The sequence below is a fragment of the Phyllobacterium sp. 22229 genome, assembly GCF_052056495.1.
In the GTDB taxonomy this organism is placed as follows: Bacteria; Pseudomonadota; Alphaproteobacteria; order Rhizobiales; family Rhizobiaceae; genus Phyllobacterium; species Phyllobacterium myrsinacearum.
Map to the genome: position 1 here is coordinate 44926 of NZ_JBQEPA010000029.1, position 16154 is coordinate 61079.

At 61.9% G+C, this 16154-nt stretch carries 14 protein-coding genes and 1 riboswitch; of the genes, 10 read left to right on the forward strand and 4 right to left on the reverse strand.

Annotated elements, in window-relative coordinates; genetic code table 11:
- Nucleotides 1-132: 132 nt before the first annotated feature.
- The gene (locus ACTJJ7_RS25455; RefSeq protein WP_130269835.1) at nt 133-549 is read left to right on the forward strand and encodes a VOC family protein; all 417 of its coding nucleotides are present in this window, start codon (nt 133-135) and stop codon (nt 547-549) included.
- Here ACTJJ7_RS25455 and ACTJJ7_RS25460 read toward each other — a convergent pair.
- Complete coding sequence (locus ACTJJ7_RS25460) at nt 546-890, reverse strand: acyl-CoA thioesterase (protein ID WP_105733051.1); 345 nt, start codon at nt 888-890, stop codon at nt 546-548. The genes ACTJJ7_RS25455 and ACTJJ7_RS25460 overlap by 4 nt on opposite strands.
- 226 nt (nt 891-1116) lie before the next feature.
- On the opposite strand from ACTJJ7_RS25460, the gene ACTJJ7_RS25465 reads away from it, so the two are divergent.
- The 4 genes from ACTJJ7_RS25465 (at nt 1117) to uvrB (ending at nt 6957) form a co-directional block, all read left to right on the forward strand.
- Nucleotides 1117-2313, forward strand: a complete 1197-nt coding sequence (locus tag ACTJJ7_RS25465; protein WP_440969219.1) for a mandelate racemase/muconate lactonizing enzyme family protein — start codon at nt 1117-1119, stop codon at nt 2311-2313.
- Nucleotides 2314-2454: 141 nt separating this feature from the next.
- Entirely contained in the window at nt 2455-3624 is a 1170-nt protein-coding gene (locus tag ACTJJ7_RS25470) for an alpha/beta hydrolase (RefSeq protein WP_440969220.1), read from the forward strand.
- A gap of 141 nt (nt 3625-3765) precedes the next feature.
- Nucleotides 3766-4023, forward strand: a complete 258-nt coding sequence (locus tag ACTJJ7_RS25475) for a SemiSWEET family sugar transporter (RefSeq protein ID WP_440969221.1) — start codon at nt 3766-3768, stop codon at nt 4021-4023.
- Between the two features lie 111 nt (nt 4024-4134).
- Nucleotides 4135-6957, forward strand: a complete 2823-nt coding sequence (gene uvrB, locus ACTJJ7_RS25480; RefSeq protein WP_130269831.1) for an excinuclease ABC subunit UvrB — start codon at nt 4135-4137, stop codon at nt 6955-6957.
- Nucleotides 6958-7140: 183 nt separating this feature from the next.
- Here the strand turns inward: uvrB and ACTJJ7_RS25485 are convergent, their stop codons facing one another.
- Nucleotides 7141-7719, reverse strand: coding sequence for a TetR/AcrR family transcriptional regulator (locus tag ACTJJ7_RS25485; protein WP_105732063.1), 579 nt, complete (start codon nt 7717-7719; stop codon nt 7141-7143).
- A 110-nt stretch (nt 7720-7829) separates the two neighbouring features.
- Here ACTJJ7_RS25485 and ACTJJ7_RS25490 point away from each other — a divergent pair, with 110 nt between their 5' ends.
- Both ACTJJ7_RS25490 and metE read left to right on the forward strand, forming a co-directional pair.
- Nucleotides 7830-9134: an MFS transporter gene (locus tag ACTJJ7_RS25490; RefSeq protein WP_440969222.1), complete on the forward strand. Its 1305-nt coding sequence runs from the start codon at nt 7830-7832 to the stop codon at nt 9132-9134.
- Between the two features lie 62 nt (nt 9135-9196).
- A riboswitch (cobalamin riboswitch) is annotated at nt 9197-9413 on the forward strand.
- A gap of 105 nt (nt 9414-9518) precedes the next feature.
- Nucleotides 9519-11834: a 5-methyltetrahydropteroyltriglutamate--homocysteine S-methyltransferase gene (gene metE / locus ACTJJ7_RS25495; protein WP_440969223.1), complete on the forward strand. Its 2316-nt coding sequence runs from the start codon at nt 9519-9521 to the stop codon at nt 11832-11834.
- Here metE and ACTJJ7_RS25500 read toward each other — a convergent pair.
- Nucleotides 11831-12388: a CGNR zinc finger domain-containing protein gene (locus ACTJJ7_RS25500; RefSeq protein WP_440969224.1), complete on the reverse strand. Its 558-nt coding sequence runs from the start codon at nt 12386-12388 to the stop codon at nt 11831-11833. The two genes, metE and ACTJJ7_RS25500, sit on opposite strands and share 4 nt — an antisense overlap.
- 121 nt (nt 12389-12509) lie before the next feature.
- Here ACTJJ7_RS25500 and ACTJJ7_RS25505 point away from each other — a divergent pair, with 121 nt between their 5' ends.
- Nucleotides 12510-13400 (forward strand): alpha/beta fold hydrolase, encoded by an 891-nt coding sequence (locus tag ACTJJ7_RS25505; protein ID WP_440969225.1) that lies wholly within the window; start codon nt 12510-12512, stop codon nt 13398-13400.
- Nucleotides 13401-13453: 53 nt separating this feature from the next.
- Here the strand turns inward: ACTJJ7_RS25505 and ACTJJ7_RS25510 are convergent, their stop codons facing one another.
- Complete coding sequence (locus ACTJJ7_RS25510; protein WP_440969226.1) at nt 13454-14041, reverse strand: TetR/AcrR family transcriptional regulator; 588 nt, start codon at nt 14039-14041, stop codon at nt 13454-13456.
- 106 nt (nt 14042-14147) lie between these two features.
- Between ACTJJ7_RS25510 and ACTJJ7_RS25515 the strand changes: the two genes are divergently transcribed.
- Together ACTJJ7_RS25515 and ACTJJ7_RS25520 are read left to right on the forward strand one after the other, a co-directional pair.
- Complete coding sequence (locus ACTJJ7_RS25515; protein ID WP_440969227.1) at nt 14148-15212, forward strand: NAD(P)-dependent oxidoreductase; 1065 nt, start codon at nt 14148-14150, stop codon at nt 15210-15212.
- 72 nt (nt 15213-15284) lie between these two features.
- A partial coding sequence (locus tag ACTJJ7_RS25520; RefSeq protein WP_440969228.1) for a helicase HerA domain-containing protein occupies nt 15285-16154 on the forward strand: 870 nt, incomplete at its 3' end.

A 16154-nucleotide genomic window follows, 5' to 3' on the forward strand; every position in this document is an offset into this window, starting at 1 on the left:
ATGGTGCGCAAATCCCCCGCTTATGACGGATATGCCTCCAAGCGGGCGCCAAAAGACTACTGACAAAACCCCCTTGTCATCGCCGTGCCAGCTGCCTCTAATGCCGCAAATCACCATAGAGAAAGGCTCACCATGCGCTTTACGGATCGCTATCCGATCATTATCACCGAGAAAAAAGAGGCTTGCCGCGATTTCTGGATACGGCATCTCGGTTTCACCAGTGGTTTTGACAGCACATGGTTCTGCTGGCTTTCGGGCGAGGATCACACGGCCTCCATCGCCTTCATGACGCCGGATCATCCGTCGGCGCCGCCCGGCCCGGACAGTTTCGGCGGCAAGGGCATGTGCTTTGAGCTGCAGGTCGAGGACGCGGCGGCGGCTTTCGAGAAGGTCACCGCAAGCGGACTTCAGGTGGAATATCCGCTGACGGACGAGCCTTTCGGCCAGCGCCGTTTCGGTTTCCACGATCCGTCGGGCCTGTGGATCGACATTGTCGAGCAGAGCGAACCGCAGGCCGGTTTCTGGGACAAATATATGATCGGTGGTTAGGCTTTCGTTTCCGGTGGCACCGGCGTCGGCTTGCCTGACGTGTCGAGTGCCACCATGACGAAATCCGCATGGGTGACCCGCTCCATCAGGTCCGAGAGATAGCGCTGCGCCCAGGCTTCCACCTTCAGCGTGATGGAGGTGCGCCCGACATGCTCGATATGGGTGTAGACGCACAGCGTATCGCCGATCTTGACCGGCTTGGCGAAGGCCATTTCCTTCACCGCCGCCGTCACCACCCGGCCGCGCGCCCGTTCCGCCGCGCGGATACCGCAGGACAAGTCCATCTGTGCCATGACCCAGCCGCCAAAAATATCGCCGGCGGCATTGGCATCCGCAGGCATGGCCAGCGTGCGCAGGGTCAATTCGCCGATCGGCTTGGTTTCTTCAGTCACGTCCGGTCTCCATGGGTATTTGCGTGTGGGCTTATGATGCAGTGCAATAGAGGCAATGGAAAGACCTTCGCCGCAAGAACTGTCAGAAAGCCGACATGGCGGGTCGTTGCACGGTTTTTGACATATGCGCCCTCTCCCTTAGGGTCTGCCTGAGACTGAACCAGCGGAGCAGGCCATGAAAATCACCGATGTAAAAACCTTTGTCGTCGGCAACCCGCCGCCCTCGTTCGGCGGCACGTGGTTCATCTTCGTCAAGCTCACCACCGATTCGGGCGTTGTCGGCTATGGCGAGGCCTATAATTCGACGGTCAGCCCGCAGGTGATGCGCCGGGTGATCGAGGATGTCGCCGAGCGCTGGCTTGTCGGCGAAGATCCGCACCACATCGAGCGGTTCTTCCGCCGCGCCTATTCCGGCGGCTTTACCCAGCGCCCCGATGTGACCATCATGGGCGCGGTGTCTGCGCTGGAGATGGCCTGCTGGGATATTATCGGCAAGGAAGCGGACAAGCCCGTCTATGAACTTCTCGGCGGCCGGGTGCATGAGCGGCTGCGCAGCTACACCTATCTCTATCCCAAACCCGAACTGGGCGAGACCTCGGCGATTTACTGGAATGCCGAGGCCTCGGCGGAGCGAGCCGCCGAATATGTCGCGCAGGGCTATACCGCCGTGAAATTCGATCCGGTTGCGCCCTACACCGCCTTCGACCCGCGCCAGCTCTCGCTCGAACAGCTCGATCTCGGCGAAAAATTCGTCCGCCTCGTGCGCGAAGCGGTTGGCTCGAAGGCCGACCTGCTCTTCGGCACCCATGGCCAGATGACGCCGACCGGCGCCGTGCGGCTGGCCAGACGGCTCGAACCCTACGACCCCCTGTGGTTCGAAGAGCCGGTTCCGCCGGACATGCCCGAGAATATGGCCTATGTGCAGCAGCACACGACGATCCCGGTGGCGACGGGCGAGCGTCTTGCCACGAAATACGAGTTTCAGCGGGTGCTGGTGAACCGCGCCGCCAATATCCTGCAAATGAATCTGGGGCGTGTCGGCGGCATTCTGGAAGCCAAGAAGATCGCCGGCATGGCTGAAACGTTTCACGCGCAGATCGCCCCGCATCTCTATTGCGGTCCGATCGTCGGCGCAGCCAATATCCAGCTTTCCACCTGCAGCCCGAATTTTCTCATCCTTGAATGCATCCAGGCTTTTGGCGGGTTCCATGCCGAACTGCTCAAGACACCGCTACAATGGGAGAACGGCTACATCATCCCGCCGATGGCGCCGGGCCTCGGCGTCGAACTCGACGAAGCAGTGGCCGAAGCGCATGCCTATGACGGCCACGACCTGCATCTGAACATGGGCCGTGCCCCGCTCATCGTCTGACCGGCTACGGCATCCGGTTGTTGGAAAATTGTCACGCTGGCGGCTGTTCAGCGTGCCTGCCTTCAGCCGATTCGTGGTTTTAAGTTGCAGTGCGGCCGAAATACTGGTTCTAACTTCCGCAGTGCTGTCCGGAGTGTGTTCATGACCGTTTCCCGTCTGTCGGCCTTTCTGCTTGTCATATTTATGCTGACAGGGTGCGGCGGCCGTGCCGTCCTGGGGCTCACGTCCCAGCACGTCGTCAAGGCCAATGCAGCGGTGCCGGCCCCGGTGCTGAACGACAAGACCGGACCCAAAGCCGTCATTCCGATTTTCGTCGCCACCAGCCGCGAGCGGTCGGACAATCTCTCCCTGCCCTATTCGGCCAAGCGCTCCCCGACCCTCAATTTTGCCCGCGTCGACGTCGGCATTCCGCCCAGCCACAAGCGCGGCGAAGTGGAAAAGAGCAGCAACAAACCCAACCCTGCCCGGGATTTTGCCGCAACGGCGTTCCAGCCCTATGGCAACAAGCAGGTGTTCATCGACAAGATCAACGCGGAACTGGCGAAACGTCCCGCCAACCAGCGCGAGCTGTTTGTCTTCGTCCACGGCTATAACAACAATTTTGCCGACAGCGTCTTCCGGCAGGCGCAGTTCGCCTATGATTACGGCCTGCCTGCCGTCTCCGTCCACTATTCCTGGCCCTCGGCGGGTTCGCTCGGCCTTTACGTCTATGACCGCGACAGCGCCACCTATGGCCGCGACGGTCTTGCCGAACTTCTGCAACTGGCCGCAGCGACCAAGGCGACGAAAATCCTGCTGGTCGGCCATTCCATGGGCTCGTTCGTGGTCATGGAGGCCCTGAGCCAATTGGCGCAGACCGGCCACCGCGATGTTTTCCGCCGCCTGTCGGGCATCATGCTGGCGGCGCCTGATATCGATATCGACGTGTTCCAGGGACAGGTCAGGGATATCGGCGAACTGCCAAAACCCTTTACGGTGCTGGTTTCCCGCGCCGACAGTGCCCTGAGCGTGTCGGGACGCATTACCGGCGGCCACCCGCGCGTCGGTGATGGCACCAGCATCGCCGTGCTGCAGAAACTCGGCATCGTCGTTCTCGATGCGTCCGACCTCGACGGCGGGTCGCACGGGGTGTTCGCAAGCTCGCCGACCCTGATGAACATGGTGCGCAGCGGGCAATTGTCACAGAAAGTGCTGTCCGGTGACGAAACGCCCGCCGGGCAGTCCGTTCTCGCCGATGGCACCTCCGTCATCACCGGCGCGGCGTCGCTTGTGATCTATCTTCCTGCCCGGCTTCTCGGCGCCGTTCAGTAGGGTCTTTTCGCAACACACGGCACCGTCAGTCCGCGACATAAATTTTTATCGCGGATTGACGGTTAAGTCATGATTCCGCTGTATTTTTTTGAAAAATTCGCTCATATATCAATTCTCTCGTTTTTTCTGAAAGATCAGTCCGTGCCTCTCCATATCGAGCTCGTTGGCAGTCTTGCTGCCTTGATCACCACCCTGTGCTGGGTTCCGCAGATCATCAAGATCGTCCGGCACCGCGAGACCGCCAGCATTTCGCTGGTCACCAACGTCTCGCTGGCACTGGGTGTCCTGCTCTGGCTGTTCTATGGCATCATGATCAGCTCCTGGCCGGTCATCGCCGCCAACGGCATGACGCTTCTGCTGATCCTGACCATTCTCGGCCTCAAGCTGCGCTACGGCTGAGAGCCACCCTGACATTCCTCCTGACAACCTTATGTCAGGAGCCTGCTGCTTCCGGCGACTTTTGCAGACTTGGCTCTTTCCATTTTGCCGGACTCCCACCATATTCAACCCATGGTTAAATCTCCTGACAAATATAACGCGGATGGTTTCGGCGAGGCGCCGCAATCGGAACTGGAAGGCACACCGCTCTCCGGCTCGATCAGCGATTGGGCCAAGCAGATTTCCGAGGAAACCGCCAAAGCCAAGCCCAAGGCAGCCAAGCCGGGGAAGGCTGCGGCCAGGCAAACCAGCAGTTCGAGGACCTCGCGCGGCACATCCATCGGCGGATCGAGCGATCCGAAGACGCGGGCCGCTGCCGGGTTGAACCCGGTCGCCGGCCTGGATATCGCGCTGGAGGACACCGCCAATCTGCCGGCAGGCGGCGCCACCGCCACCGTTGCCGCGCTCTCCGCCCTGATCGAAAGCGGCAATCCGCTGTTCAAGAACGGCACGGCCTGGCAGCCGCACCGCCCTGCCCGTCCGTCGAAATCCGAAGGCGGCATCGCCATCCGGATGGAAACGGATTTCCAGCCCTCCGGCGATCAGCCGACGGCCATTCGCGATCTGGTCTCGGGCATTGCCGATGACGACAAGACGCAGGTGCTTCTGGGTGTCACGGGCTCGGGCAAGACCTTCACCATGGCCAAGGTCATCGAAGAGACCCAGCGCCCGGCCCTGATCCTCGCCCCCAACAAGACGCTGGCCGCGCAGCTCTACGGCGAGTTCAAATCCTTCTTCCCCAACAATGCGGTCGAATATTTCGTTTCCTATTACGATTACTACCAGCCGGAAGCCTATGTGCCGCGCTCGGACACCTTTATCGAGAAGGAATCGTCGATCAATGAGCAGATCGACCGGATGCGCCATTCCGCCACCCGTTCGCTGCTTGAGCGCGATGATGTGATCATCGTCGCTTCCGTCTCCTGCATCTACGGTATCGGGTCGGTCGAAACCTACACGGCCATGACGTTCGAGATGAAGATCGGCGACCGGCTCGACCAGCGGGCGCTGCTCGCCGATCTGGTGGCGCAGCAGTATAAGCGGCGCGAAATGGATTTCACCCGCGGCTCGTTCCGGGTGCGCGGCGACACGATCGAACTGTTCCCCGCCCACCTTGAAGACCGGGCCTGGCGCATTTCCATGTTCGGCGACGAGATCGAGTCGATCACCGAATTCGACCCGCTGACGGGCCAGAAAACCGGCGACCTCAGCCAGGTGAAGATTTACGCGAACTCGCACTATGTGACGCCGCGTCCGACGCTCAACCAGGCGATCAAGTCGATCAAGGAAGAGCTAAAACACCGGCTGGTGGAACTCAACCAGGCGGGCCGCCTGCTGGAAGCGCAGCGGCTGGAGCAGCGCTGCACCTTCGATCTCGAAATGCTCGAGGCGACTGGCTCCTGCGCCGGTATCGAGAATTATTCGCGTTATCTCACCGGCCGCAAACCGGGCGAGCCGCCGCCCACGCTGTTCGAATATATCCCCGACAACGCGCTCGTCTTCATCGATGAAAGCCATGTGACCGTTCCGCAGATCGGCGCCATGTACAAGGGCGACTTCAGGCGCAAGGCAACGCTGGCCGAATACGGTTTCCGCCTGCCCTCGTGCATGGACAACCGTCCGCTGCGCTTCGAGGAATGGGACGCGATGCGCCCGCAGACCGTCGCGGTTTCGGCAACCCCGAGCAATTGGGAAATGGAAGAAGCCGGCGGCGTGTTCGCCGAACAGGTCATCCGGCCGACCGGCCTGATCGATCCGCCGGTCGAGGTGCGTCCGGCCAAATCGCAGGTTGACGATGTCCTCGGCGAAATCCGCGAGACATCGGCAAAGGGCTATCGCACGCTGGTCACGGTGCTGACCAAGCGCATGGCCGAAGACCTGACGGAATATCTGCACGAGCAGGGCATCCGCGTGCGCTACATGCACTCGGACATCGATACGCTGGAGCGCATCGAAATCCTGCGTGATCTGCGGCTCGGCGCTTTCGACGTGCTCGTCGGCATCAACCTGCTGCGCGAGGGCCTCGACATTCCCGAATGCGGTTTCGTTGCCATTCTCGATGCCGACAAGGAAGGATTCCTGCGCTCGGAAACATCGCTGATCCAGACCATCGGCCGCGCCGCGCGCAACGTCGACGGCAAGGTCATCCTCTATGCGGATCATGTGACCGGATCGATGGAACGGGCCATGGCGGAAACCAGCCGCCGCCGCGAAAAACAGGAAGCCTACAACACGGCCAACGGCATTACGCCCGCCAGCATCAAGAAGAACATCGGCGATATTCTCAACAGCGTTTACGAACGCGATCACGTTCGTGCCGATATTTCCGGCTTTGCCGAGTCCGGCGCGATGATGGGCAACAACCTCAAATCGCATCTCGAACATCTGGAAAAGCAGATGCGCGAAGCCGCCGACGATCTCGACTTCGAAGTCGCGGCACGGCTGCGCGACGAAATCAAGCGGCTGCGCGAGACGGAGCTGGCCATATCGGACGATCCGATGGCACGCGAAGTGGAACTGGAAAGCCCGGTCAGCGGCCGGACCAAGGGCCGGCACAATGCCGGACGCGCCATGCACCGCGTGGTGACCGACGAGAACAGCGATCCGAATTCGCCGCTGTTCCGCAAGCCGCATCTCGATGAGATGGGCGGTGATACCACCCGGCCGCTTGGCGGCGGCCAATTCCGCAAGAACACGCTGGACGAGATGACCGTCGGCCGGACGGAGAAGCCTGTGCGTGGCGCAGTGCCGGAAAAACCCGCGCTTCCCGGCGGCACCAACCGGAACGACGACACCATCATCCGCCGCGAGCGCAGCGGCATCGGTTCCTATGAAGATGCCAATGATGCGCGCAAGAAACGCCGGCCGGGAAAGACGGGACGTCCGGGGCGGTAGAGCGGAATGCTCACCCCCCTCTGGGCTGCCGCCCATCTCCCCCACAAGGGGGGAGATCACATTGGCATCAACGCTTTTGCGTTGTTTTCAATGTTGAAGATTAGTTGAAACAGCAATGACAGCTGATCTCCCCCCTTGTGGGGGAGATGCCCGGCAGGGCAGAGGGGGGTGTGAATCCCCTCCCTACTCCGCGTCCCGCCCGAATGCGGCCTCGCCCACCCGCTTGATCTCCCTGGCAAAATCGGGATCGTCAACCGCGCGCGCCAGCACCACGGTGCCCACCAGCCCCGCCATGATGGCGATGGCCTTTTCGCGTTGCCGGGCTTTGCTGCGGCCGGTCACGGCATTGATGAGGATATCGAGAAGCGCCTTGGTGCCCTCGGTGAAGCGCGAGCGGACAGGACCGCCGCGCCGGGCGATATCCGGCGCCAGCGCCGCCATCATGCAGCCGCTCATCTGCCCCTCGCCATGGGCATCGCCCGCCAGATAGGACTGGGTGATCGCACCGAGCGCATCGCCGGGTGACGCCTCGGACAGGCTGGTCCACCGCCGCACCGACAGGGCCATGGCTGCAGCGCAGGCCTCGGCGATCAGATCGTCCTTCGAATTGAAATGCCCATAGAAGCCGCCATGGGTCAGACCCGCGCTTTTCATCACATCGGCAACGCCGATGCCGTCAAAACCCTTTTCGCGGAACTGCTGTCCGGCGATCTCGATGATGCGGGCGCGGTTCTGTGCTGCCTGGTCCCTGCTGACGCGCATGAAACATTCCTTCAAAAAAACTGCATTGACAATTTATATGATGATCGTCATCAATAGTCAAATATGATGATCGTCATTTAAAAGCCGATGACCTTCCAGGGAACACGAACATGATTTCATCGCCTCTCGCAGCCGCGCTCGCCCGGCGCAATGTCCACTATGGCTGGGTCGTCGTCTCCGTCACCTTCCTCACCATGCTTGTGACGGCAGCGGCCGTCGGCGCTCCCGGCGTGCTCATCGTGCCGCTGGAAAAGGAATTCGGCTGGACGACGGAACAGATCGCCACCGCCTTCTCCATCCGGCTGCTGCTGTTCGGGCTGATGGGCCCGTTCGCCGCGGCCTTCATGAACTATTTCGGCGTGCGGAAAGTCGTGTGCGTGGCGCTGGCGCTCATTGCCGGCGGTTCCTTCCTCTCCCTCGGCATGACGCAGATCTGGCAGCTCATTCTGCTGTGGGGCGTGGTGATCGGTTTCGGCACCGGCCTGACCGCCATAGTGCTCGGTGCGACAGTTGCCACCCGCTGGTTCACCGACCGGCGCGGGCTGGTGCTGGGCATGCTCACGGCAAGCTCGGCCACCGGACAGCTGGCCTTCATGCCGCTCATGGCTTCGATCAGCGAGAATTACGGATGGCGCGCGGCGACCATGATGGTCTGCGCCCTGCTCGCCGTCGCAGCGGCCGCCGTCTTCCTTCTGATGCGGGACCGCCCGTCCGATGTCGGCTTGCCCGCCTATGGCGAAAAGGAAGTGGCAAAGACCGCAGCGGTAACCGGCGGGCTTTTGTCCCTCATCATCCTGCCGCTGGCCACCCTCAAGGAAATATCGCGCAGCAGCACGTTCTGGGTGCTGTTTGCCACCTTCTACATCTGCGGCGCCAGCACCAACGGCCTCATCCAGACTCACTTCGTTGCCCTCTGCGGTGATTACGGGCTTGCGGCCGTCACCGCCGCCAGCGTGCTGGCCATGATGGGCTTTTTCGATTTCTTCGGCACGATCGGCTCCGGCTGGCTGTCCGACCGGGTCGACAACCGCTGGCTGCTGTTCTGGTATTACGGCCTGCGCGGCGCCTCGCTGCTGTTCCTGCCCTACAGCAATTTCTCGATTTACGGCCTGTCGCTGTTTGCCATGTTCTACGGTCTTGACTGGATCGCCACCGTACCGCCGACGGTCAAGCTGGCAACGGACCGGTTTGGCCGGGAAAAGGCCGGCATGGTGTTCGGCTGGGTCTTCGCCGGTCACCAGCTCGGCGCCGCATCGGCCGCCTATGGCGGCGGTTTTGCCCGCACGGAATATGCAAGCTACCTCCCGGCCTTCTTCACCGCCGGTGTCCTGTGCCTGATCGCCGCGCTGCTGGCGCTGACTATCCGCAAGAGCAGCAAGGACGACCGCGTCGGCGAACCTGCCATCGCACACTGACCCGAAGATGTAACCATATAAATATGTCTTTATGTGTTGTTGACAGTCTTCGGCGACGCGCCTACCATACCCCGCATCGTGGTTCTCTGCGCCTCCGGGCGCAGAGCTAAGAGGGAATACGGTGCGATCGCTGCCAGCGGTTCAATCCGGAGCTGCCCCCGCAACTGTAAGCGGCGAGCTGTTGTCAATTTCGTGTCACTGATCCCAGGACGGATCGGGAAGGCCTGACGAGAGCACCGACCCGCAAGCCAGGAGACCTGCCGCGATAGATAACGTCCACGGGCGGGGTGTCCGGTGTGTCGCTTGCAAGCGGGCGTCATGAGCGCCCGTATGTCCTGCACGCGTGCGCCTGGCCTTTGCCCTCAACCATCGGGGTAAGGAACTATGACTATCACCACAAGCAATCTGGGTTTTCCGCGGATCGGCAAGCGGCGCGAGCTGAAATTCGCGCTGGAAAAATTCTGGTCGGGCCAATCGCATATCGTCACCCTGCAGGATATCGCGGCAGAACTGCGCCGGGAGAACTGGACCCTGCAGCAGGCGCATGGGCTTAGCCACATGCCGAGCAATGATTTTTCGCTCTATGACCACGTGCTGGACACCAGCGTCATGCTTGGCGCGGTGCCGCAGAGCTATGCATGGAAGGGCGGGCCGGTTTCGCCCGAGACCTATTTCGCCATGGCGCGCGGCAGCCAGGGCGGCCATGATCACGGCGCCTGCACCCACCACGGGGTGGCCGCTCAGGAAATGACGAAGTGGTTCGATACCAACTATCATTTCATGGTGCCGGAACTGACAAAGGGGCAGGAATTCACCCTCGGTTCCAACAAGCCGGTCGACGAATACCGCGAAGCGAAGGAGCAGGGCTTTGACACGCGTCCCGTGCTTCTCGGGCCGGTTACATTCCTCACGCTGGCCAAGAGCAAGGATGCGCAGACCGATCCGCTGTCGCTGCTGCCGGGCCTTCTGCCGGTCTATACGGAAATCCTCCGCCGCCTCTCCGCCAACGGCGCCGAATGGGTGCAGATCGACGAGCCCGCACTGGTGCTCGATCTCGACGAAACCACAAAAACTGCATTCAAGATGGCCTATGCGTTTTTCGCCCGTGCCCTTCCCCGCCTGAAACTGTTGCTGACACCCTATTTCGGCGCGCTTGGCGACAATCTCGACCTGGCGCTCGGGCTGCCCGTTGCCGGCCTGCATCTCGATCTTTGCCGTGCACCCGAACAACTCGATACTGTCGTGGCCGAGGCACCCGCCGGCCTCGTCCTGTCGCTCGGCGTCATCGACGGCCGCAATGTCTGGCGCGCCGATCTCGAGGCGATCCTGCGGCGTATCGAACCGGTGATCAGCCAGCGGGGGACCGATCACCTCATTCTCGCGCCGTCCTGCTCGCTGCTGCACACGCCTGTCGATCTCGAACTTGAAACGGACATCGACCCTGACTTCAAGAGCTGGCTGGCCTTTGCCACGCAGAAGCTGGAGGAACTGTCGATCCTTGGCAGGGCGATCAACACCGGCCGCGATAGCGTCCGCAACGAACTGGCAGCCGCCAGTGCGGCCGTGGAAACCCGCAGGACATCGGCCAAGATTCACGATGCGGCGGTCAGGCAGCGCCTGCAGGCGGTGACCGCGGAGCAGTCGCGGCGGCAAAGCCCCTATCCCGTTCGCCGGGAAAAGCAGAAATCCTTGGGGCTGCCGGATTTTCCGACCACCACCATCGGTTCCTTTCCGCAGACGGAAGGGGTGCGCAAGGCGCGGGCGGAGCATGGCAAGGGGGCGCTGACCGCCAATGCCTATGCGGCGCTGCTGCGCAAGGAAACGGAAAACTCCATCCGCTGGCAGGAGGAAATCGGCATCGACGTGCTGGTGCACGGCGAATTCGAGCGCAATGACATGGTGCAGTATTTCGGCGAGCAACTGTCCGGCTTTGCCTTCACCCGGCATGGCTGGGTGCAGAGCTACGGTTCGCGCTGCGTCCGCCCGCCGGTCATTTTCGGCGATGTCAGCCGCCCGCAGGCCATGACGGTCGACTGGGCTGCCTATGCGCAGTCGCTGACCGACAAGCCGATGAAGGGCATGCTGACGGGGCCGGTGACCATGATGCAATGGTCGTTCGTGCGCGACGACCTTCCGCGCGATCAGGTCTGCCGCCAGATCGGACTGGCACTGCGCGACGAGGTGAGCGACCTTGAAAAGGCTGGAATCCGCATCATCCAGATCGACGAACCGGCCATCCGCGAGGGCCTGCCGGTCCGCCGGGCCGATTGGGCCGCCTATCTCGGCTGGGCCACCGAATGTTTCCGCCTGTCAGCCTCAGGCGTTCAGGACGAAACGCAGATCCATACGCATATGTGCTATTCGGAGTTCAACGACATCATCGACTCCATCGCGGCCATGGATGCGGATGTGATCTCCATCGAGACATCGCGGTCGAAAATGGAACTGCTCGACGCGTTCGTGACCTACCACTACCCCAACGAGATCGGACCTGGTGTCTATGACATCCACTCCCCGCGCATCCCGCCGGTGGATGAAATGGCCGGCCTCTTGCGCAAGGCGAAAACCCATCTCGCCCCGGACCAGATCTGGGTCAATCCCGATTGCGGCCTGAAAACCCGCAAATGGGAAGAGGTCAAGCCAGCCCTCGTCAACATGGTCGAGGCGGCAAAACGCCTGCGGCTGGAACAGCGGGCCTAGCGGGCAATGCGCGCGCGGCGGCCGGCCGCTTTGGCCCGGTTGCCGCACGTCTCCATGCTGCACCAGCGCCGCGTGTGATTCTTGCTGGTATCGTAGAAGACGATGCAGCAGCGCTCATTGCTGCAGTGGCGGACATTCGTCGCTTCGTCGGTAACAAACCGGGCAAAGTCGGAGGCGATTTCAGCCAATACGCTTTGCGGCCCCGTGGTGACGGGCTTTGCGCTGGTCGCCCACCCGCTCCCTGATGTCTCCAGAACCGTTGCAACCGGATGTTCCGCCATCCGCCGGTTGATATCGGCGATAAAGGCAGGATTGAGCGCCGTCCCGGCCGCCAGACCATCCGCCGCCGCGCGCAACTGCGCACGGAACGCCTGCGCTTCCGTCAAGGCGGCGTTGAAGGTGGCCGCATCAGCCGCATCAGCCTGAAGATCGGCCGTCTTCGCCCATTGCAGAAACGCACCGTCCTTGCCGATGAGATCGATGAACTCACCATCGATGATCTGCGTGTTGACGAAATCCAGCCAGAGGGCATTGCCCAGAAAAATGAACGGCATCGCATGTCCTTTCACTCCTAGAAGTAACCATCAAAATTCAATTTGACAAGTTACTCCATTTGAGTAACCATCAAAATGTAATTTAGACGGTGCAACCGCCCATCCAACAGGAGCAGGAACGATGTCACAATCGAACGAACACGCACGCCCGCTGATCAGCTACCGGACCGAGGAGGTCGATGGCGTGAATATCTTTTACCGGGAAGCCGGGCCGAAGGACGCACCGACGCTGCTCCTGCTGCACGGCTTTCCCACCTCGTCGCATATGTTCCGCGACCTCATCCCGCTCCTGGCCGACCGTTACCATGTTGTCGCGCCGGATTATCCCGGCTCCGGTTACAGCGATGCCCCGTCCCACACGGCGTTCCGCTATACATTCGATCATCTCGCCGACATCATCGACGCATTCACCCGGAAGCTCGGCCTCAAGCGCTATGCGCTTTACGCGCAGGATTTCGGCGGTCCCGTCGGCTTCCGCCTCGCTTCCCGCCACCCGGAACGGGTGACGGCGATTTTCGTGCAGAACGCCGTGGCGCATGAAGAAGGCCTGTCGGACGGTTTCGATACGGCCCGGCGCCTGTGGGCGGACCGCAATGCACAGACGGAGGCCGCCATGCGCCGCCACCTCTCGATCGAGGACACAAGGGGCCAATACCTGTTCGGTGCGAAAGATCCGGCCCGCATCAGCCCCGATGCCTGGACCCACGCGCAGAACGGCCTCGACCGTCCCGGCATTGCCGAGGCCCAGATCGACCTGCTGCATGATTATCAGTCAAACCTCAAGCAGTACCCGCATTTCCAGGCCTATTTCCGCGAGCACCAGCCGCCGATGCTGATCACCTGGGGCCAGCATGATCCCTTCTTCACCCTTGCCGGCGCCAGGGCCTATACCGGACAGCTACCCAAGGCAGAGCTGCACATTTTCGATGGCGGGCATTTTCTTCTGGAAGACCATGCCGAAGAAGTCGCTGCACTGATGCGGGAGTTTCTTGGGCGGACAGTAAGCATCTAAAGCAAAAACTGTAGTGCGTGGTTCAACAAGTTCACCATGATGCAAATCCGGTATCAGTTGGCCACCCACTGCAGGATCAGCGATCCCAGGGTGGCCGCTGCGGTGGCTTCATCCACGCAGCCGCAGGTCATTTCCCGCGAAATGGCCTCGGCTGCGCCGATGATACCGGCGCAGCGCAGGCGCAGCTCATCGGCAGAAAGCGCCGAATAGGGTGCCAGCGCGGTGCAGTAGAGATCGACATAGCCGTCGATCAGCGCCTTCTGAAATCTCTCCATTTCCTCATCGCCCTTGAGCGCGGCTGAGATGGCATGCCATTCCGGGCCTATGGAGCGGTAGCAGGCCATGTAAGCCTCGCTCATCAGCCGGGCGACGCTGCCCAGCTGTTTCGGCGCCTGCTCCAGAGCTGCCAGCAAATCATCGACCTGCTGCTGGTCCAGCTGCTGATACAACGCAATCAGCAGGCCGGCGCGCGTGCCGAAATGTTCATAGGCAATCGGCTTGCTCACCCCCGCACGCTCCGCCAGATAGCCAAGCGTCAGCGCATCGGTTCCCTGCGTGCGGATGATCCCCAGCGCCGTCTCCATGAGCTGCTCCCGCCGCTGGGCTTTCGGCATTTTCTTGGCGGCTGCGGTCTTGCTCATGCGGATATCCTTTTTGCCAGAATAGCAACGTCACCCCTTGACTTGCAATCGCGCACCTACATATTACTAAAAGTAACTTACCTATAGTAATATAAAGGAACATCCCATGTCCACGACCACTACAGCCCCTGTCCTCATCATTGGCGGATCCGGCTTCGTCGGCGCACAAGCGGCACAAACCCTGCGCAAGCTCCACCCGGATCTGCCGATTGCCATCGGCGGGCGCGATCTGGCCAAGGCGGAATTCGTTGCCAGATCTCTCGGCAGCGCCGAGGCGGTGGCCATCGACCTTGACCGGGCCGATCTTGGTCAGCCCGGCGGCAAGGCTTTCAGCGCCATCGTGCTGTTCGTCAAGGACGAGACGCTCAACAGCCTGAAATATGCGCAGGCGCACCGTCTGCCCTATCTGAGCGTCTCCAGCGGCGTGTTCGAAGTCGGACCGGAAATGGCGCATTACATCCATAAACCAAACAGTTCGGCCATCCTCATGGCCAGTACCTGGCTGGCAGGGTCGGCCACCTTCCCCGCGCTCCAGGCGGCCAGGGACTTCAGCCGGATTGACGACATTACCATTGCGGCCGTGCTGGACGAGCAGGACATGGGCGGACCGGCCGCCTTTGCCGATTTTGAGCGGCTGACCCAGTCCGCGCCCAATCCGCTGGCGCTCAAAAGCGGCAAATGGCGCTGGGTCACGGGCGAGAACGCCACCCGCCAGTTCACGGATATCGACGGTACGAAGGTCGAGGCAAGCGCCTACGCGCCCCTCGATGTTCTCAGCCTCGGTGTTACCACCGGCGCGCACTCCATCCGGTTTGACATGGCATACGGCCAATCGGCGAGCCGCCGCCGCGGCGAAGCCTTCTCCACCGAGATCGTCATCGAGATCAGCGGTCAGCTCAAAACCGGCGAGGAAACCACCGCGCGCCTCGACATCGTCCATCCGCAGGGCCAGGCACCCCTGACCGCTCTGCATGTCGCCCTGGCCGTGGAGCGCCTGCTCGGTCTTGCCGGCGGGGAAAAGGTGGCGCCGGGCCTGTATTTCCCGGACGGGCTGATGGAGCCGGATTACGTGGTTGCGCGGATGCAGGAGTTCGGTGCGGTGCTGCGCCGCACCGATGCGGAAAACCATCTGTGGGTTTCCGGTGAGAAGCGGCATATCGCTCGCGCATGAGCGGAAAAGGGATGCTAAGGAGGTCCGCGCACGTTTGACCGTGCGCGGAATCACCACCGGTCTGGAGAAGCAATGAAGGTCGACATCGACATGGGAGCGGCGCCCGCAGGCGCAAAAGCCATGCTCGACCTGGAAGAGCTTCTGGCAACGCGCCTGCTGGTCCAGGGCAATTCCGGTTCGGGCAAATCCCATCTCCTGCGCCGCCTGCTCGAACAGAGCGCCCAATGGGTGCAGCAATGCGTCATCGATCCGGAAGGCGACTTCGTCACCCTTGCCGACAAATACGGCCATGTGGTCGTCGATGGCGCGCGCACCGAGAATGAACTGACCCGCATTGCCGCGCGCATCCGCCAGCACCGGGTATCCGTGGTGCTCGATCTTGAAGGCCTCGATGTCGAACAGCAGATGCGCTGCGCCGCGGCGTTTCTCGGCGGCCTGTTCGATGCGGAGCGTGACTACTGGTATCCGATGCTTGTCGTGGTCGACGAGGCGCAGCTGTTTGCCCCGGCAGTTGCCGGTGAAGTCTCCGACGAAGCGCGCAAACTGTCGCTCGGGGCCATGACCAATCTGATGTGCCGCGGCCGCAAACGCGGGCTTGCCGGGGTCATCGCCACGCAGCGCCTGGCCAAGCTGGCCAAGAACGTCGCCGCCGAAGCCTCCAACTTCCTGATGGGCCGCACCTTCCTCGATATCGACATGGCCCGCGCATCCGATCTGCTCGGCATGGAACGCCGGCAGGCGGAACAGTTCCGCGATCTGGCACGCGGACACTTCGTCGCCCTGGGGCCCGCGCTTTCGCGCCGCCCGCTGCCGGTCACCATCGGCCCGGTCGAAACCTCCGCCCGCTCGTCCAGCCCGAAGCTGACCCCGCTGCCGCAGCAGGCCGATGACGCCCATGAGCTGATTTTCACACCGGCGCCCGAAGAGCGGCGCCCGGTGGTG

Excerpts from the sequence above, each read along its gene's own strand:
- ACTJJ7_RS25455 (WP_130269835.1), top strand. The coding sequence starts at position 133 with ATGCGCTTTACGGATCGCTATCCGATCATTATCACCGAGAAAAAAGAG.
- ACTJJ7_RS25460 (WP_105733051.1), bottom strand. The coding sequence starts at position 890 with ATGCCTGCGGATGCCAATGCCGCCGGCGATATTTTTGGCGGCTGGGTC.
- ACTJJ7_RS25465 (WP_440969219.1), top strand. The coding sequence starts at position 1,117 with ATGAAAATCACCGATGTAAAAACCTTTGTCGTCGGCAACCCGCCGCCC.
- ACTJJ7_RS25470 (WP_440969220.1), top strand. The coding sequence starts at position 2,455 with ATGACCGTTTCCCGTCTGTCGGCCTTTCTGCTTGTCATATTTATGCTG.
- uvrB (WP_130269831.1), top strand. The coding sequence starts at position 4,135 with ATGGTTAAATCTCCTGACAAATATAACGCGGATGGTTTCGGCGAGGCG.
- ACTJJ7_RS25485 (WP_105732063.1), bottom strand. The coding sequence starts at position 7,719 with ATGCGCGTCAGCAGGGACCAGGCAGCACAGAACCGCGCCCGCATCATC.
- ACTJJ7_RS25490 (WP_440969222.1), top strand. The coding sequence starts at position 7,830 with ATGATTTCATCGCCTCTCGCAGCCGCGCTCGCCCGGCGCAATGTCCAC.
- metE (WP_440969223.1), top strand. The coding sequence starts at position 9,519 with ATGACTATCACCACAAGCAATCTGGGTTTTCCGCGGATCGGCAAGCGG.
- ACTJJ7_RS25500 (WP_440969224.1), bottom strand. The coding sequence starts at position 12,388 with ATGCCGTTCATTTTTCTGGGCAATGCCCTCTGGCTGGATTTCGTCAAC.
- ACTJJ7_RS25505 (WP_440969225.1), top strand. The coding sequence starts at position 12,510 with ATGTCACAATCGAACGAACACGCACGCCCGCTGATCAGCTACCGGACC.
- ACTJJ7_RS25510 (WP_440969226.1), bottom strand. The coding sequence starts at position 14,041 with ATGAGCAAGACCGCAGCCGCCAAGAAAATGCCGAAAGCCCAGCGGCGG.
- ACTJJ7_RS25515 (WP_440969227.1), top strand. The coding sequence starts at position 14,148 with ATGTCCACGACCACTACAGCCCCTGTCCTCATCATTGGCGGATCCGGC.